General features: G+C 72.2%; 12 protein-coding genes and 1 pseudogene. 3 read left to right on the forward strand and 10 right to left on the reverse strand.

Features of this window, described 5'->3' with window-relative positions; all coding sequences use genetic code 11:
• Window positions 1-592: 592 nt before the first annotated feature.
• From proC to ACZ4LX_RS27280, 9 genes and pseudogenes are all read right to left on the reverse strand, one after another.
• Complete coding sequence (gene proC, locus ACZ4LX_RS27240) at window positions 593-1,402, reverse strand: pyrroline-5-carboxylate reductase (protein WP_467649543.1); 810 nt, start codon at window positions 1,400-1,402, stop codon at window positions 593-595.
• Window positions 1,403-1,468: 66 nt separating this feature from the next.
• Window positions 1,469-2,233, reverse strand: a complete 765-nt coding sequence (locus ACZ4LX_RS27245; protein ID WP_467649542.1) for an ABC transporter permease — start codon at window positions 2,231-2,233, stop codon at window positions 1,469-1,471.
• Window positions 2,230-2,997, reverse strand: a complete 768-nt coding sequence (locus ACZ4LX_RS27250) for an ABC transporter ATP-binding protein (protein WP_467649541.1) — start codon at window positions 2,995-2,997, stop codon at window positions 2,230-2,232. Before ACZ4LX_RS27250 ends, ACZ4LX_RS27245 begins: the two co-directional genes overlap by 4 nt.
• Window positions 2,998-3,064: 67 nt before the next feature.
• Window positions 3,065-3,890: pseudogene (locus tag ACZ4LX_RS27255) on the reverse strand (class I SAM-dependent methyltransferase).
• Between the two features lie 45 nt (window positions 3,891-3,935).
• On the reverse strand, window positions 3,936-4,511 hold the full coding sequence (locus ACZ4LX_RS27260; RefSeq protein ID WP_467649540.1) for a hypothetical protein: 576 nt from the start codon (window positions 4,509-4,511) through the stop codon (window positions 3,936-3,938).
• Between the two features lie 165 nt (window positions 4,512-4,676).
• Complete coding sequence (gene ilvD, locus ACZ4LX_RS27265) at window positions 4,677-6,527, reverse strand: dihydroxy-acid dehydratase (protein ID WP_467649539.1); 1,851 nt, start codon at window positions 6,525-6,527, stop codon at window positions 4,677-4,679.
• 206 nt (window positions 6,528-6,733) lie between these two features.
• On the reverse strand, window positions 6,734-7,414 hold the full coding sequence (locus ACZ4LX_RS27270; protein WP_467649538.1) for a TetR/AcrR family transcriptional regulator: 681 nt from the start codon (window positions 7,412-7,414) through the stop codon (window positions 6,734-6,736).
• Complete coding sequence (locus ACZ4LX_RS27275) at window positions 7,411-8,235, reverse strand: sugar phosphate isomerase/epimerase family protein (protein ID WP_467649537.1); 825 nt, start codon at window positions 8,233-8,235, stop codon at window positions 7,411-7,413. Before ACZ4LX_RS27275 ends, ACZ4LX_RS27270 begins: the two co-directional genes overlap by 4 nt.
• Window positions 8,236-8,490: 255 nt before the next feature.
• The gene (locus tag ACZ4LX_RS27280; protein ID WP_467649536.1) at window positions 8,491-9,441 is read right to left on the reverse strand and encodes a Ppx/GppA family phosphatase; all 951 of its coding nucleotides are present in this window, start codon (window positions 9,439-9,441) and stop codon (window positions 8,491-8,493) included.
• 107 nt (window positions 9,442-9,548) lie between these two features.
• Between ACZ4LX_RS27280 and ACZ4LX_RS27285 the strand changes: the two genes are divergently transcribed.
• Window positions 9,549-10,388, forward strand: a complete 840-nt coding sequence (locus tag ACZ4LX_RS27285) for a DUF3109 family protein (RefSeq protein WP_467649535.1) — start codon at window positions 9,549-9,551, stop codon at window positions 10,386-10,388.
• A gap of 84 nt (window positions 10,389-10,472) precedes the next feature.
• Here ACZ4LX_RS27285 and ACZ4LX_RS27290 read toward each other — a convergent pair whose 3' ends face one another.
• Entirely contained in the window at window positions 10,473-12,491 is a 2,019-nt protein-coding gene (locus tag ACZ4LX_RS27290) for a hypothetical protein (RefSeq protein ID WP_467649534.1), read from the reverse strand.
• A gap of 183 nt (window positions 12,492-12,674) precedes the next feature.
• Between ACZ4LX_RS27290 and radA the strand changes: the two genes are divergently transcribed.
• Both radA and disA read left to right on the forward strand, forming a co-directional pair.
• On the forward strand, window positions 12,675-14,087 hold the full coding sequence (radA, locus tag ACZ4LX_RS27295) for a DNA repair protein RadA (RefSeq protein ID WP_467649533.1): 1,413 nt from the start codon (window positions 12,675-12,677) through the stop codon (window positions 14,085-14,087).
• A 123-nt stretch (window positions 14,088-14,210) separates the two neighbouring features.
• Window positions 14,211-15,335, forward strand: coding sequence for a DNA integrity scanning diadenylate cyclase DisA (gene disA / locus ACZ4LX_RS27300; protein ID WP_467649532.1), 1,125 nt, complete (start codon window positions 14,211-14,213; stop codon window positions 15,333-15,335).
• Window positions 15,336-15,427 lie beyond the last annotated feature (92 nt).

Raw genomic sequence — 15,427 nt, forward strand, 5'->3', positions numbered from 1 at the left:
CTATCAGACTCTTTCGCGTCCGATTCCCGGTCGAAGCGGGTCTCGCATTTTCGCTTTCCAGTTCTTCGCTTTCGCGCTTCCCTTTCCGGCGAGTCCGACTCTATCAGATCCTTTCGGGCCTGATTCCCAGTCAGTTGGGTTTGTCTTCCCGGCTGTTGGGCCGTTCCGACTAGTGAGACATTAGCGGAATCCAGGGCCTCGACGCTAATCGGGGCCGCGTCCCTTCGAACGCGGATTCCTCATTTCGCATATGCGCGCACAGCAGCAGGCGACAGCTGTCGCTCACTCGTTGTGGTTGTTGCGGAATGGCTGTCCGGGGACCGACCGGGGTCGGCGCTCACGTCGGACAACTCGGAGCACACTACGGACGCGGATGAGGTGTGTCAACCCCCGTCCTCGCCGACGTGCGACGGAAGGCGGGCAAAGGGGTGGCGTCCCGGCCTCGGCCGCCGGCTCCGCCCCCGTGTGCGGATCCGCCGGACGGGTCAGGGTCGGCAGGTCGGGAGGTTGTCGTCGTGGACGCGCCGCTACCGCCGTGTCGGTGCGCGGCGGTGGCGGCGCGGTGCGGAGCCGCTCGCTGCCGCGGAGTGGGTCAGCCGTTGCCGGAGGCCAGCTCGCGGCTGCGGTCTCGGGCCGCCTCCAGGGCGGCGATGAGGGCGGCGCGTACGCCGTGGTTCTCCAGTTCGCGGATGGCGCTGATGGTGGTGCCGGCCGGACTGGTGACGGCTTCGCGTAGCTTGACCGGGTGCTCTCCGCTGTCGCGGAGCATCACGGCGGCGCCGATGGCCGCCTGCACGATGAGGTCGTGGGCCTGGGCGCGCGGCAGGCCGAGCAGGATGCCGGCGTCCGTCATCGCCTCGACGAGGAAGTAGAAGTAGGCGGGGCCCGAGCCGGAGAGAGCGGTGGCCGCGTCCTGCTGGGACTCGGGGACGCGCAGGGTCTTGCCGACGCCTCCGAAGATCGCCTCGGTGGTGGTGAGGTGGCCGGTGGTGGCATGGCTGCCCGCGGAGATGACGGACATGCCCTCGTCGACCAGCACCGGAGTGTTCGGCATGACCCGCACCACCGGGGTGCCCGTGGTGAGGCGTTCCTCGATGAAGGCGGTCGTGATGCCTGCCGCGGCGCTGATGACCAGGCGGTCGGCGGTGATGTGCGCGGAGAGTTCGTCCAGGAGGCGGCCCATGTCCTGAGGCTTGACCGCCAGAATGAGGATGTCGGCGCGCTTGGCCGCCTCCGCGTTGGTGACCGCGTCGACGCCGTAGCGGTCGTGGAGCTCCGCGGCACGCTCGGGGCGGCGGGTGGTGACCAGCAGGTTCCCCGGGCGCCAGCCGGCCCGGATCATGCCGCTGAGCAGGGCCTCGCCGATCTTGCCGGTGCCGAGGACTGCAACTGTCTGGGTCATGGGGTTCACCCTTCGGGCGGTGCTCACGGTTCACGGTGCTCGTGGCGCCATCCTCGCACCGGTCGTTCAGGCGGTGCGGCGGCGGAGGGTGGCCGCGCCGAGGCCGAGGACGAGGAGGGCGCACCCCGCCACGATCGCGATGTCGCGGACGAAGTCGCCGGTGACGGCGGTGTGGTGAAGGACCTCGTTCATGCCGTCGACGGCGTACGACATGGGCAGCACGTTCGAGATCGCTTCGAGTACGGGTGCCATCCGGTCGCGGGCGATGAAGAGTCCGCAGAGCAGGAGCTGCGGGAAGATCACGGCCGGCATGAACTGGACGGCCTGGAACTCGGAGGCGGCGAAGGCGGAGACGAACAGGCCGAGTGCCGTGCCGAGGAGTGCGTCGAGCAGGGCGACCAGGAGCAGCAGCCAGGGCGATCCGGTGACGTCCAGGCCGAGGCCCCAGACCGAGAGGCTTGTGGCCAGGAGCGACTGGACGATGGCGACGGCGCCGAAGGCGAGGGCGTAGCCGGCGATCAGGTCGCCCTTGCCGAGCGGCATGGCGAGGAGCCGTTCCAGGGTGCCCGAGGTGCGTTCGCGCAGGGTGGCGATCGAGGTCACCAGGAACATCGTGATCAGCGGGAAGATGCCGAGGAGCGAGGCGCCGATCGAGTCGAAGGTCTGCGGGCTCCCGTCGAAGACGTACCGCAGCAGCGTGATCAGCAGGACCGGGATGAGCAGAAGCAGTGCGACCGTGCGCGGGTCGTGCGTCAGCTGGCGCAGCACGCGGCCGGCGGTGGCGAGAGTGCGGGCCGGGTTCAGGGGGGATGTGCCGGACGTCGTGCTCATCGGGCGTTCTCCTGACGGGTGGCGGCCGCGTCGACCAGGTGGAGGAAGGCTTCTTCGACGGTGTCGGTGCCGGCTGCCCCGCGCAGGGCCTCGGGGTTGTCGTCGGCGAGGATCTCGCCGTCACGCATCAGGAGCAGCCGGTGGCAGCGCTCGGCCTCGTCCATGACGTGGGAGGAGACGAGCAGGGTGGTGCCCCGGTCGGCGGCGAGGCGGTGGAAGAGGTTCCAGAGGTCGCGCCGGAGCACCGGGTCGAGGCCGACGGTGGGTTCGTCGAGGACCAGCAGTTCGGGGGTTCCGAGCAGCGCGACGGCGAGGGAGACCCTGGTGCGCTGGCCGCCCGAGAGGGCGCCTGCGAGGTCGTCGGCGTGGCTGGTCAGGTCGACCTCGGTGACCGCGCGGGTGACGGCCTCGCGACGGGCGTCCCGGTGGCGACGGCCCGGCTGGAGGATGGCCGCGAAGTAGTCGAGGTTCTGCCGGACGGTGAGGTCCGTGTAGACGGAGGGGGCCTGGGTGACGTACCCGATGCGCGGGCGCAGGGCGGGGTGGCCCGCGGGGCTGCCGAGGACGTCGAGGGTTCCGGTGACCTTGGCCTGGGTGCCGACGACCGCCCGCATCAGGGTGGATTTGCCGCAGCCGGAGGGGCCGAGAAGTCCGGTGATCCTGCCGGTTCCGACGGTGAAGCCGAGTCCTTTCAGGACGGTGCGGCTGCCTCGTACGACGGTGAGGCCACGGGCCTCGATGGCGACGCCCGATGAATTCATCATGCGATGAATTCTGGTGCCGGCGGAACGCCGCCGTCAAGGGACCGCGCGTTTGCGGGTGCCGGTCCGCTCAGTGGGTGCCGACGCTCAGGTCCACGACGTACGCCTCCTCGACCATGCCGTCGTGGAAGAGCGGCGCAAGGTGCTCGCGTTCCTCGGCGAGGAAGCGACGGGTGGGTTCCTCGCCGATGACCAGGAACGCGGAGTGGCTGCCGAGGTTGGCGAGGTGGGTGGTCAGCGGGACGCGCCTGGTCCAGGGGATACGGCGGTGCACGAACGCGGGCTCGGGGGGGCAGATCTCGGTGGCGGAGGGGCGAGCCGTGGGCGCTGGTGTCGTTGACGCCCGTCTCCGCGCCGAAGAAGCGGCGCAGCCGGTTGTCCTGGTCGAAGACCCAGGGGACGGTGTGGTCGGCGACGTTCCACCAGAGGGCGAGCGCGCCGCCCGGCTTCAGGACGCGCCGGGCCTCGGGGGCGGAACGGGCGGGGTCGGTCCAGTGCCAGGACTGGGCGTACGTGATCAGGTCGGCCGAGGCCGTGGCGAAGGGGAGGCTGTTGCCGTCCCCCTGTACCAGCGGGATGTGCGGGAGGGCCCGGCGCAGTTCCGCCGCCATTCCGGGGCCCGGTTCCACCGCGACGACTCGGGCGCCCCGGTCGTCGAGGCGGCGGGTGGAGATACCGGTGCCCGCGCCCACGTCGAGGGTTCGGGCGCCGCGCAGGGGGCGGCCGGCAAGCTCCTCGACGGCGACGAACAGAGCCGCCGGGTAGCCGGGCCTGGCCGCGGCGTACTGGGCGGCCGCCCGGTCGAAGGACAGGGCACGCGAGGGCGGCTGGGCGCGCGGGGGCGGGGCGGGTTGGGTGCGTTCCGGATTCGCGTCCGGGGCGTCCGTTGCGGTCATGGGGCCATCGTGCCGCCCGTGGCCCGCCCCGAATCAGAGCCCCGGCTACGCGCGGCGGGTCTTCTTCTTCGCCTTGGCCGCCTTGCGGGCCGCCGGATTGCCGGTCCGGGCCGAACGGCGCTTCGCGAAGCGGGCCTGGGCCTCCTCGTACTCCGCGCGCCGGAGCTTCTCGCCCGGTGCCTCGGTGAACGTACGGAAGAAGTACGCGAGGAGCGATCCGACGAAGCCGATGGTCCTGAGGCCTCGCAGCGTGTCCTCTCGGCCCGGGTCGGCCGGGCGGCGGCTGAAGCCCTCCCATGTCTTGCGGAAGGCGACGGCACTGCAGATGGCGAACATCAGGACGACCAGCAGGCCGAGGAAGCTCCCGACGTCGGCGATCTCCAGGCCCTGGAAGGCGAAACGCAGCACGAAGCAGGAGGCGACCGCGGCGGCGAGCGAGCCGAGGGAGACTCCGGCGCGGCGGAGCGCGTAGTTGCCGTCGTGGGCGACCCAGGTCGTGCCGAAGAAGCGGATGGGCTCGGGCTGCGGGCCGGGGGCGGTCGCGGGGGCGCCGGTGGGCTTCGTGCCGGACTCGGTGGTGCCGGGAGCCGTGCCGTCGGAGGTGTCGCTGTTCTCGGTCACGCGGTCGATTATCCCAGGAACGGGGCGGCGGCGGGGCAGCGGTGCGGGTCGGCCCGGCCGCGTTGGCGCCTCGGTGCCGTGTCACCGTTCCGTCGGGTCGGTGACACGGACGGCGGAGGGGCAGATGCCCCGGCCCCTCCGGAGAGGGGCCGGGTACGCGATCGTTCAGCCCAGCTTGGAGACGTCGCGGACGGCGCCCCGGTCCGCGCTCGTCGCCATGGCCGCGTAGGCGCGCAGCGCCGCCGAGACCTTGCGCTCGCGGTTCTTCGGCGCGTACACGCCGTTCAGCGCCGCACGACGGGCGGCCAGCTCGGCGTGGGGGACAAGGAGCTCGATCGAGCGGTTCGGGATGTCGATCCGGATCCGGTCGCCGTCCTCGACCAGCGCGATCGTGCCGCCGGACGCCGCCTCGGGCGAGGCGTGGCCGATGGACAGGCCCGACGTACCGCCCGAGAAGCGGCCGTCCGTGATCAGTGCGCAGGTCTTGCCGAGGCCGCGACCCTTGAGGAAGGAGGTGGGGTAGAGCATCTCCTGCATGCCGGGGCCGCCGCGCGGGCCCTCGTAACGGATGACGACGACGTCGCCGTGCTCGATCTCCTTGCGGAGGATCTTGTCGACGGCCTCCTCCTGGGACTCGCAGACGACCGCCGGGCCCTCGAAGGTCCAGATCGACTCGTCGACGCCGGCCGTCTTCACGACACAGCCGTCGACGGCGATGTTCCCCTTGAGGACCGCGAGGCCGCCGTCCTTGGAGTACGCGTGCGCCACGTCGCGGATGCAGCCGCCGGCCGCGTCCAGGTCGAGGGTGTCCCAGCGCTCGGACTGCGAGAAGGCGGTCGCGGAACGGACGCAGCCCGGGGCCGCGTGCCACAGCTCGACGGCCTCGGGGGACGGCGAGCCCCCTCGGATGTCCCAGTTCTTGAGCCACTCGGCGAGGGTGTCGGAGTGCACCGAGCGCACGTCCTCGTTGAGCAGACCGCCGCGGTGGAGCTCACCGAGGAGGGCGGGGATGCCGCCGGCCCGGTGGACGTCCTCCATGTAGTACGTACCGCCGGGAGCCACGTTGGGGGCGACCTTGGAGAGGCACGGGACCCGGCGGGAGACCTCGTTGATGTCGTCGAGGTTGTACGCCAGCTCCGCCTCCTCGGCGGCGGCCAGCAGGTGCAGGATCGTGTTGGTCGAGCCGCCCATGGCGATGTCCAGCGCCATCGCGTTGTCGAACGCGGCGCGGGTGCCGATGGAGCGCGGCAGGACCGTCTCGTCGTCCTGCTCGTAGTAGCGCTTGGTGATCTCGACGACCGTACGGCCGGCGTCCTCGTACAGTGCCCGGCGGGCGGTGTGCGTGGCGAGGACGGAGCCGTTGCCGGGGAGGGAGAGGCCGAGGACCTCGGTCAGGCAGTTCATCGAGTTGGCGGTGAACATGCCGGAACAGCTGCCGCAGGTGGGACAGGCGTTCTCCTCGATACGGAGGATGTCCTCGTCGGAGATGGACTCGTCGACCGCGTCACTGATCGCGTTGACCAGGTCGAGCTTGCGAACCGTGCCGTCGACGAGGGTGGCCTTGCCGGCCTCCATCGGACCGCCGGAGACGAAGACGGTGGGGATGTTGAGGCGCATGGCGGCCATCAGCATGCCCGGGGTGATCTTGTCGCAGTTCGAGATGCAGATCAGCGCGTCGGCACAGTGTGCCTCGACCATGTATTCGACGGAGTCGGCGATGAGGTCACGGGAGGGCAGGCTGTAGAGCATGCCGCCGTGGCCCATGGCGATGCCGTCGTCCACCGCGATCGTGTTGAACTCGCGGGGAACCGCGCCCGCCGCCTTGATCGCCTCGGAGACGATCCGGCCGACCGGGGCGAGGTGGGTGTGGCCGGGCACGAACTCGGTGAACGAGTTGGCGACCGCGATGATCGGCTTGCCGATGTCCTCGCTCGCTACGCCCGAGGCGCGCATAAGGGCGCGCGCGCCCGCCATGTTGCGGCCGTGGGTGACAGTGCGGGACCTCAGCTGCGGCATCGTCTCTCGCTCCTTCGACAGAAAAGACTGACTTCGAGCGTACGCCTCCGGTGCCAAGATCTGGACAGGGTGTCCGGAATGCGGGATTGGGTGCTCGGGGAATGGGCGCGGTGTGGGGCGCGGTGCGGTGGGGGCTCGGGCAGGGGCGTCCGGGTGCGGGGTGGCTGTGGGAGACGGGGGCGGGGCACTGCCCCGGACCCCGCGCCTCAATCGCCGGAAGGGCTCGGTATGCCCGGATTGCCGGACGGGCCCGAGTCGGTCAGATAGTGCTGAAGGGTGGGGGCCACCATCGCGATGATCTTTTCCGGGTCAGCCGATGCCAGGGGCTCCGCCCGGATCACGTACCGCAGCATCGCGATGCCCACCATGTGCGAGGCGGCCAGTTCGGCGCGGAAGGTGGGGTCGGGTACGTCCAGCTGTTCCGCGATCCGTCCCAGCAGGCGCCGCAGGACGAAGCCGCGCAGTACGTTCGCCGCCGCCTCGTGGGTCAGGGCCGAGCGCATGACCGCCAGCAGCGGGGTCCTGGACGCCGGGTTCTCCCAGACCGCGATGAAGTAGCGGGCCAGCCGCTCCCCCAGGCCCTCCTCGCCGCTGCCCAGAAGGGCGGGGATCACCAGGGCGGGTTCGAAGGAGAGCTCGATCGCGGCGGCGAAGACCTCGTCCTTCGTACCGAAGTAGTGGTGGACCAGGGCGGCGTCCACGCCCGCCGCCCTCGCGATCCCGCGGACCGATGTCCTGTCGTAGCCGCGCTCGGCGAATTCGGCCCGGGCGGCCTCCAGAATGCGGGTGCGCGCGTCCGGGCCGGCCGTCGCCGTCGTACGGGAGGGGCGGCCGCGGCGCCTGGGGCCCGGGGTCTCTGCGGCCGGGGCCTCCGCGCCCGGGGTCATGAGCGCGGCATCTGCGCCGAGGAGGCCAGGTGCAGCCGGGTGAAGGCGAGCGCCTCGGCCAGGTCGGCCTCGCGTTCGGCGGTGGACATCGCCCGGCGCGTATTGACCTCGATGACGACGTGGCCGTCGAAGCCGGTCCGGGCCAGCCGCTCCAGCAGTTCGGCACAGGGCTGGTCGCCCCGGCCGGGCACCAGGTGCTCGTCCTTGCCGGACCCCCTGCCGTCGGCCAGGTGGACATGGGCCAGCCGGTCGCCCATCCGGTCGACCATGTCCATGCCGCTCGTCCGCGCCGTCGACGTGTGCGACAGATCGACCGTGAAGTGACGGTAGTCGTCGTTGGTGACGTCCCAGTCGGGGGCGTACGCGAGCATTTCGCGGTCCCGGTAGCGCCACGGGTACATGTTCTCGACGGCGAAGCGCACATCGGTCTCGTCCGCCATCCGCCAGATCCCGGTGACGAAGTCACGCGCGTAGTTGCGCTGCCACCGGAAGGGCGGGTGGACCACGACGGTCGACGCGCCGAGCTTCTCCGCCGCGGCGCGCGCCCGCTGGAGCTTGACCCAGGGATCGGTGGACCAGACCCGTTGGGTGATCAGCAGACACGGGGCGTGGACGGCCAGGATCGGCATCCGGTGGTAGTCCGAGAGCCGGCGCAGGGCCTCGATGTCCTGGCTGACGGGGTCGGTCCAGACCATGACCTCGACGCCGTCGTACCCCAGGCGCGCGGCGATCTCGAAGGCCGTCGCCGTCGACTCCGGATAGACCGAGGCCGTCGACAGGGCGACCTTCGCATCCGGGATGCGCACCACTGGTTCTGCCACGCAGACAGCGTACGGGCAGCGGTGCGCGTCGCCGAGGGAGTCCGGTGGAAAGTGAGAAGGGCCATGACGGTGACACGCGCCGGGGCGGACCCCGCCGGTCCCGGGCCACCGCGGCCCCGGCCCTCGGCTCAGGGCGAACACCCTCGGCGGACGCGGTGGGTGGTCCCGCCGGTCCGGGGCCGCGACCGCGGTGAACTCCGAGCGCCCCCGTCGCTTCGGGCCACCGCGGCCTCGGTGGACGCGTCGGGCGCCCCGTCAGTTCAGGGCCGCGTCCTCCTTGGACGTCAGGTGGTCCAGGCGGCGCAGGATCACTCCCTCACGCAGCGCCCAGGGGCAGATCTCCAGTTCCTCGACGCCCAGGAGGTCCATCGCGCCCTCCGCGACCAGCGCGCCGGCCAGCAGCTGGGCGGACCGGCCCTCGGAGACACCGGGCAGGTTCCCGCGCTCCTCGACCGTCATCGCCGCCAGCTTCGGCACCCACTCCTCCAGGGCCTTGCGACTGAGGGTGCGCTGCGCGTACAGGCCCTCGGTGGAGCGGGCGGCGCCCGCGATCCTGGCGAGCTGCTTGAAGGTCTTGGACGTGGCCACGACATGGTCGGGGCGGCCGAAGCGGGTGAACTCGCCGACGCTGCGGGCGATCCGCGCCCGCACGTGGCGGCGCAGCTCCTTCACCTCCGCCGGGTCCGGCGGATCACCGGCCAGCCAGCCGGCCGTGAGCCGGCCCGCCCCCAGCGGCAGCGACACGGCGGCGTCCGGTTCCTCGTCGATGCCGTACGCGATCTCCAGCGAGCCGCCGCCGATGTCCAGGACCAGCAGCTTGCCCGCCGACCAGCCGAACCAGCGCCGGGTGGCGAGGAAGGTGAGGCGGGCCTCCTCCGTACCGCTGAGGACGGCGAGCTCGACGCCCGTCTCGTCGCGCACCCGGGCCAGCACCTTGTCGGCGTTGCTCGCCTCCCGCACCGCGGAGGTGGCGAACGCCAGCACGTCCTCGCAGCCCTTGTCCTCGGCGGCCTGGAGCGCGTCGGCGATCGTCGTCACCAGCCGGTCCACGCCGAGCGGGCCGATCGCCCCGTCCTCGTCGAGGAGTTCGGCCAGGCGCAGTTCCGCCTTGTGCGAGTGCGCGGGCAGCGGGCGGGCGCCGGGGTGGGCGTCGACCACCAGCAGATGAACCGTGTTCGACCCCACGTCGAGGACTCCGAGTCTCATATGCAGAACGCTACTGCGGCTCCGCGGGAGCACGGACCGGCGCATCCCCTGCCACCGCACCCCGTCCATGTGCCGGGCCGGCCGCCGGCCCGACTTACTCTGGGCGCGTGCCAAAGACGAAAAAGGCGAAGCCGGGCAAAGCCACGAAGAAGCAGAAGATGAAGCAGGAGATGCAGCAGCCGCAGACAGAGGGACCCCAGGGGTCCGACGAGACGGGGATCGACTTCGCGCGGGCGTGGGTGGAGTTCCCGGACCCCGCCGACGACGAGCAGGTCTTCCGCTGTGACCTGACCTGGCTGACGTCCAGGTGGACCTGCGTCTTCGGCAGTGGCTGCCAGGGCATCCAGGCCGGTCGCGCCGACGACGGGTGCTGCACTCTGGGCGCCCACTTCTCGGACGAGGACGACGAGAAGCGGGTGGCCGGTCACGTCGCCCGGCTCACCCCCGATCTGTGGCAGTTCCACGACGTGGGCACGGAGACGGGCTGGGTCCAGACCGATGAGGACGGAGAGCGCCAGACCAGGCGCTGGGAGGGCTCCTGCATCTTCCAGAACCGTCCCGGCTTTGCCGCGGGGGCCGGCTGTTCCCTGCACATCCTGGCGCTGCGGGAGGGCAAGGAGCCCCTGGAGACGAAGCCGGACGTGTGCTGGCAGCTTCCGGTCCGGCGTACGTACGACTGGATCGACCGGCCCGACGACACGCGTGTGCTCCAGGTGACGATCGGTGAGTACGACCGCCGGGGCTGGGGACCGGGCGGCCACGACCTGCACTGGTGGTGCACGTCGGCGACATCGGCGCACGGTGCCGGGGAGCCGGTCTACGTGTCGTACCGGCCCGAGCTCACGGAGCTGATGGGCAAGGAGGCCTACGACCGGCTGGTCGGGCTGTGCGAGGAGCGGCTCTCCTCGCTGCTGCCGATGGCACCCCACCCGGCGGACCCGGCGTAGCCGCCCTCGGAGCCGTGCGTCTGTCCGGCACCCGGGGCGGGGGCACGGCCGCGCCGGTCCGCAGCGAGTAGGGGCACGGCCGCGTCACCTCGCCGGCGGCGGGGTGCTCGGGCCGCCCGCTCCGGGATCGGTCGGGGGCGGGGAGTCCGTGGGGGATCCGGTCGGCGAGTCCGTCGGGTCCGGGGACGGGCTCGGTGAGCCCGGGTCCGTCGGCCTCGGAGTGGTGCCCGTCGGGCCGGGAGTCGGGGCGGGGCCCGGGGAGGACGGAGACGGCTCCCCCGGTGCGGACGGGTGCGGGCGGGACGGGCCGCCCGGCCGTGGTGGCCATGGCGGCCGTGGCGGGACGGTCGGCGCAGGCCCCCCGTACCCGTGCATCGACACGACCGACCCCGAGGGGGCGAGGGCGATCCGTGCGGTCCAGTGGCCGGCGGGTTCGCGCGCGCGGTCCACGAGGACGCGGACCGTGTCGCTGTCGCCCGCGGCGAGCCTTCCCGAGGTGCTGCTCAGGCGCAGCCAGGACTGGCCCGTGCCGGCCGACCAGACGACCGGGCCTGCTTTCGACGCGGTGAGCGTGATCGTCGTCGTGCCGCCGGACGAGCGGACCTCCACGGTGAGACGGCCCGCGACGGCCCCTCCCCCGTCCGGGTCCGGTCCCACGCCGATGACCTCGGCCGAGACGTCCGGGAGGGTGCCGTCCATGAAGCCGGGGCCGGGCTCGGGGCGGGCGTTGCCCGCGTTCTCGTAGGGTCCGTACGGGTCGTCGGCTTCCTGGCCGTCGTCGGACTCGGTCGCGGTGACCGCCGAACCGTCGCGCCCCTCGCCGGTGAGCGGCGCGCCCCGGTAGGCGGACCACAGGGCGATCACGGGGGCGGCGACGACCGTGGCGACGACCGTCGTCGTCATGACCCTGGACCGCAGCCGGTCCCGGCGCGCGGCGTGGTCCTTCGGGTCCATCGGAAAGCCCGTCCGGTCGAACCGGGGAGTGGCGGAACGGTTCCTCTGATGCTTCTGGGCCTGGAGCATCGCCACGTAGGCGGAGGGGCGCGGCGCCTCGACGACCGCCAGCGTGGCCACGGGCGTGACCGCCGCACCGGGCCAGGGGCCCTGCGCGCCGGCCCGCTCGGCCGCCCGGCGGCAGCTCGGGCAGTCGTCCACATGCCGTACGAGCTCGCGGCGCAGGGTGGCGGAGAGCAGCACGCGGTGGTCGCCGGTGAGCCTGCCGACCGCGGGGCAGTTGCCCTTCTCGACGACGGCGAGGGCGGCCCTCGTCCGCTCCACCTCACAGGCGGCCCCGGCCAGGAGCTCCCGGGCGGTCGCGGGTTCCAGCCCGAGAACTGCGGCGACCGCGTGCGGGGGGAGCCGGTGGCGCACCGCGAGCTCCAGCGCCTCGCGCTGCTCGGGGGTGGTGCCCGCCGCCTCGGGCCAGGCCAGCCGGGCCAGCTCGCGGCGGTGCGCCTCGGCGGCGGCGGGGCTCTCCACGAACCCGGCGGGCGTCGGGGCGAGCGTGGTCTCCGGGGGCGTCGGACCGGCGGACGGCGACCCGGCGGACGGCGACGCTGAAGCCGGTGACCACGCGGACCGGGGCGCGGAGGACATGAGGCGCGCGGACGGCGTGAGGGATGCGGAGGGTGCGACGGGCGTGAGGGGTGGTGCGACTGCGGCTTTCGAGGCGTGCGCGGACGCGGGCGTACGCCGTCCTGCGCGGGCCGTCGGTACGACGGCGCCACGAGGGTCGTCCTGCGCCCTGGCCGACTGCCTGCGCGCCTGCGCGCCGTCGGCCCTGCGATGCGCCTGCCTGCCCTGCCGCTGCTCGCCGAGCCTGCGCAGACACATCCACCGGGCCAGTGCGTACAGCCAGGCCCTGCGCTCCTCCTCGTCCGCCGGGCACCGGCCGCCCTGCCGCTCCGCCAGCGCCAGCACTCCGCCCAGCGCCTCGGTGGCGGCGTCGTGGTCGCAGAGCACGGAGAGGCAGTACGTGAACAGGCCATCGAGGTGCGGCTCGTAACGAGCGGGAGGCCGCTTCGGCGAGGAGTGGGGCGCGCGATGCTGCGCCTGGTGTGCGCCGGGGGTGTGCGTGGAGATCTCCAGCCTGCTGCTCGTCACCTGGCGACCGTAGGCAGGGGCGGACATACCCCTCGTACTCCTTGAGCACATTTAACCCTTACGGGTGAACGTATCGCTCAATAAGGGACAGGAATCCGCGATTCCGCCCATCTCTCCGGTGCGCGGCCCCGCCCGCGCGCTGTGCGGGGCCCCACTGTCCGACCCCACCTATACGGTTGCGCCATGGCTGCCCGTACGAAAACCGCGAAGGACCGGCCGTCCTACCGCTGCACCGAATGCGGCTGGACCACCGTCAAGTGGCTCGGCCGCTGCTTCGAGTGCCAGGCGTGGGGGACGGTCGAGGAGTTCGGCGGCGCCCCGGCGGTCCGGACCACGGCGGCCGGCCGGGTCTCGACGGCCGCGCTCCCCATCGGCCAGGTCGACAGCCGCCAGGCCACCGCCCGCTCGACGGGCGTGGGCGAGCTGGACCGGGTGCTGGGCGGCGGGCTGGTGCCGGGCGCCGTCGTGCTGCTCGCGGGCGAGCCAGGCGTGGGCAAGTCCACACTGCTGCTGGACGTGGCGGCCAAGGCCGCAAGCGACGAACACCGCACGCTGTACGTCACGGCCGAGGAGTCCGCCAGCCAGGTCAGGCTGCGCGCCGACCGGATCCGGGCCATCAACGACCATCTGTATCTGGCCGCGGAGACCGACCTCTCCGCGGTCCTGGGTCATCTGGACGTCGTCAAGCCGTCCCTGCTCGTCCTGGACTCCGTACAGACCGTCGCCTCCCCCGAGATCGAGGGGGCGCCCGGCGGGATGGCGCAGGTCCGCGAGGTCGCCGGAGCGCTGATCCGCGCCTCCAAGGAGCGCGGCATGTCGACGCTGCTGGTCGGCCACGTCACCAAGGACGGCGCGATCGCGGGTCCCAGGCTGCTGGAGCACCTGGTCGACGTGGTGTTGTCCTTCGAGGGCGACCGGCATGCCCGGCTGCGGCTCGTGCGCGGCGTCAAGAACCGCTACGGGGCGACCGACGAGGTCGGCTGCTTCGAGCTCCACGACGAGGGCATCACCGGTCTCGCCGACCCCTCCGGCCTCTTCCTCACCCGCCGGGACGAGCCCGTGCCCGGCACCTGCCTGACCGTCACCCTGGAGGGCAAGCGCCCGCTGGTCGCCGAGGTGCAGGCCCTCACCGTCGATTCCCAGATCCCGTCTCCCCGGCGCACCACATCGGGCCTCGAAACGTCCCGGGTGTCGATGATGCTGGCCGTCCTGGAGCAGCGCGGCCGGATCAGCTCGCTGGGCAAGCGGGACATCTACAGCGCCACGGTAGGCGGCGTGAAGCTCACCGAGCCGGCCGCCGACCTCGCGGTCGCGCTCGCCCTGGCCAGCGCGGCAAGCGACACACCGCTGCCCAAGAACCTGGTGGCGATCGGCGAGGTGGGGCTCGCGGGCGAGGTCAGACGGGTCACCGGGGTGCAGCGCAGACTGGCCGAGGCACACCGTCTGGGCTTCACCCACGCCCTGGTTCCCACCGATCCGGGGAAGGTCCCGGCCGGTATGAAGGTCACAGAAGTCGCCAACATGGGCGACGCTCTGCGCGTGCTGCCGCGCCGCTCTCGTGCACAGGCCCCTCAGGAGGACGGCGCACGCCGGTAGACTTTGCCCTGGTCTCGCCCGTCCGTACGAACGGTACGAGGGACGTAGGGTCTTCCGTCTGGATCAGGACGATCCAGACGAGAGCCCCTGAGGGCACCGCAAACCTGTGACCGGAGGAGTGCAGTGGCAGCCAGCGACCGGGCAGCATCGCCCGGAAAGTCCGGCCAAGGCACCGGTAACGAGGCGCTGATGCGCGCCTCGTTGAGCGCCGTCGCGCCCGGAATGGCCCTGCGGGACGGCCTGGAGCGCATCCTCCGCGGCAACACCGGCGGGCTGATCGTGCTCGGCATGGACAGGACCGTCGAATCGATGTGCACCGGCGGCTTCGTGCTGGACGTGGAATTCACCGCGACCCGGCTGCGCGAGCTCGCCAAGCTCGACGGGGCGCTGATCCTCGACAAGGACATGACCAAGATCCTGCGGGCCGGCGTCCAGCTGGTCCCGGACGCCTCCATCCCCACCGAGGAGACGGGCACCCGTCACCGCACGGCGGACCGGGTCTCCAAGCAGTGCAACTTCCCGGTCGTCTCGGTCTCGCAGTCGATGCACCTCATCGCGCTGTACGTGGACGGGGAGCGCCGGGTCCTGGAGGAGTCCGCCGCGATCCTCTCCCGGGCCAACCAGGCGCTCGCCACGCTGGAGCGCTACAAGCTCCGGCTCGACGAGGTGGCGGGGACGCTCTCCGCGCTGGAGATCGAGGACCTGGTGACGGTCCGGGACGTGACGGCCGTCGCCCAGCGCCTGGAGATGGTCCGCCGGATCGCGACCGAGATCGCCGAGTACGTGGTGGAGCTCGGCACCGACGGCCGGCTTCTCTCGCTCCAGCTCGACGAGTTGATCGCGGGCGTGGAGCCGGAGCGCGAGCTGGTCGTGCGCGACTACGTGCCGGAGCCGACCGCGAAGCGTTCGCGCACGGTGGCGGAGGCGCTCACCGAGCTGGACACGCTGTCCCACACCGAACTGCTCGAACTCCCGGTCGTGGCACGGGCGCTGGGATACAGCGGCTCTCCGGAGACGCTGGACTCGGCGGTGTCGCCGCGCGGCTTCCGGCTGCTGGCGAAGGTGCCGCGCCTGCCCGGGGCGATCATCGACCGGCTGGTCGAGCACTTCGGCGGCCTGCAGAAGCTGCTCGCGGCGAGCGTCGACGATCTCCAGACGGTGGACGGGGTCGGCGAGGCACGGGCCCGCAGCGTGCGCGAGGGGCTGTCGCGACTGGCCGAGTCGTCGATTCTCGAACGGTACGTGTAGCCGGAGCGTCCCGAACGGTACGCACGGCGGAGGCCTCCCGAACCGTACGTACGGCGGAGGGCATCCCGCACGGTACGTACGGCCGAGGCGCG

It is taken from the genome of Streptomyces sp. NPDC026062, from assembly GCF_055568375.1.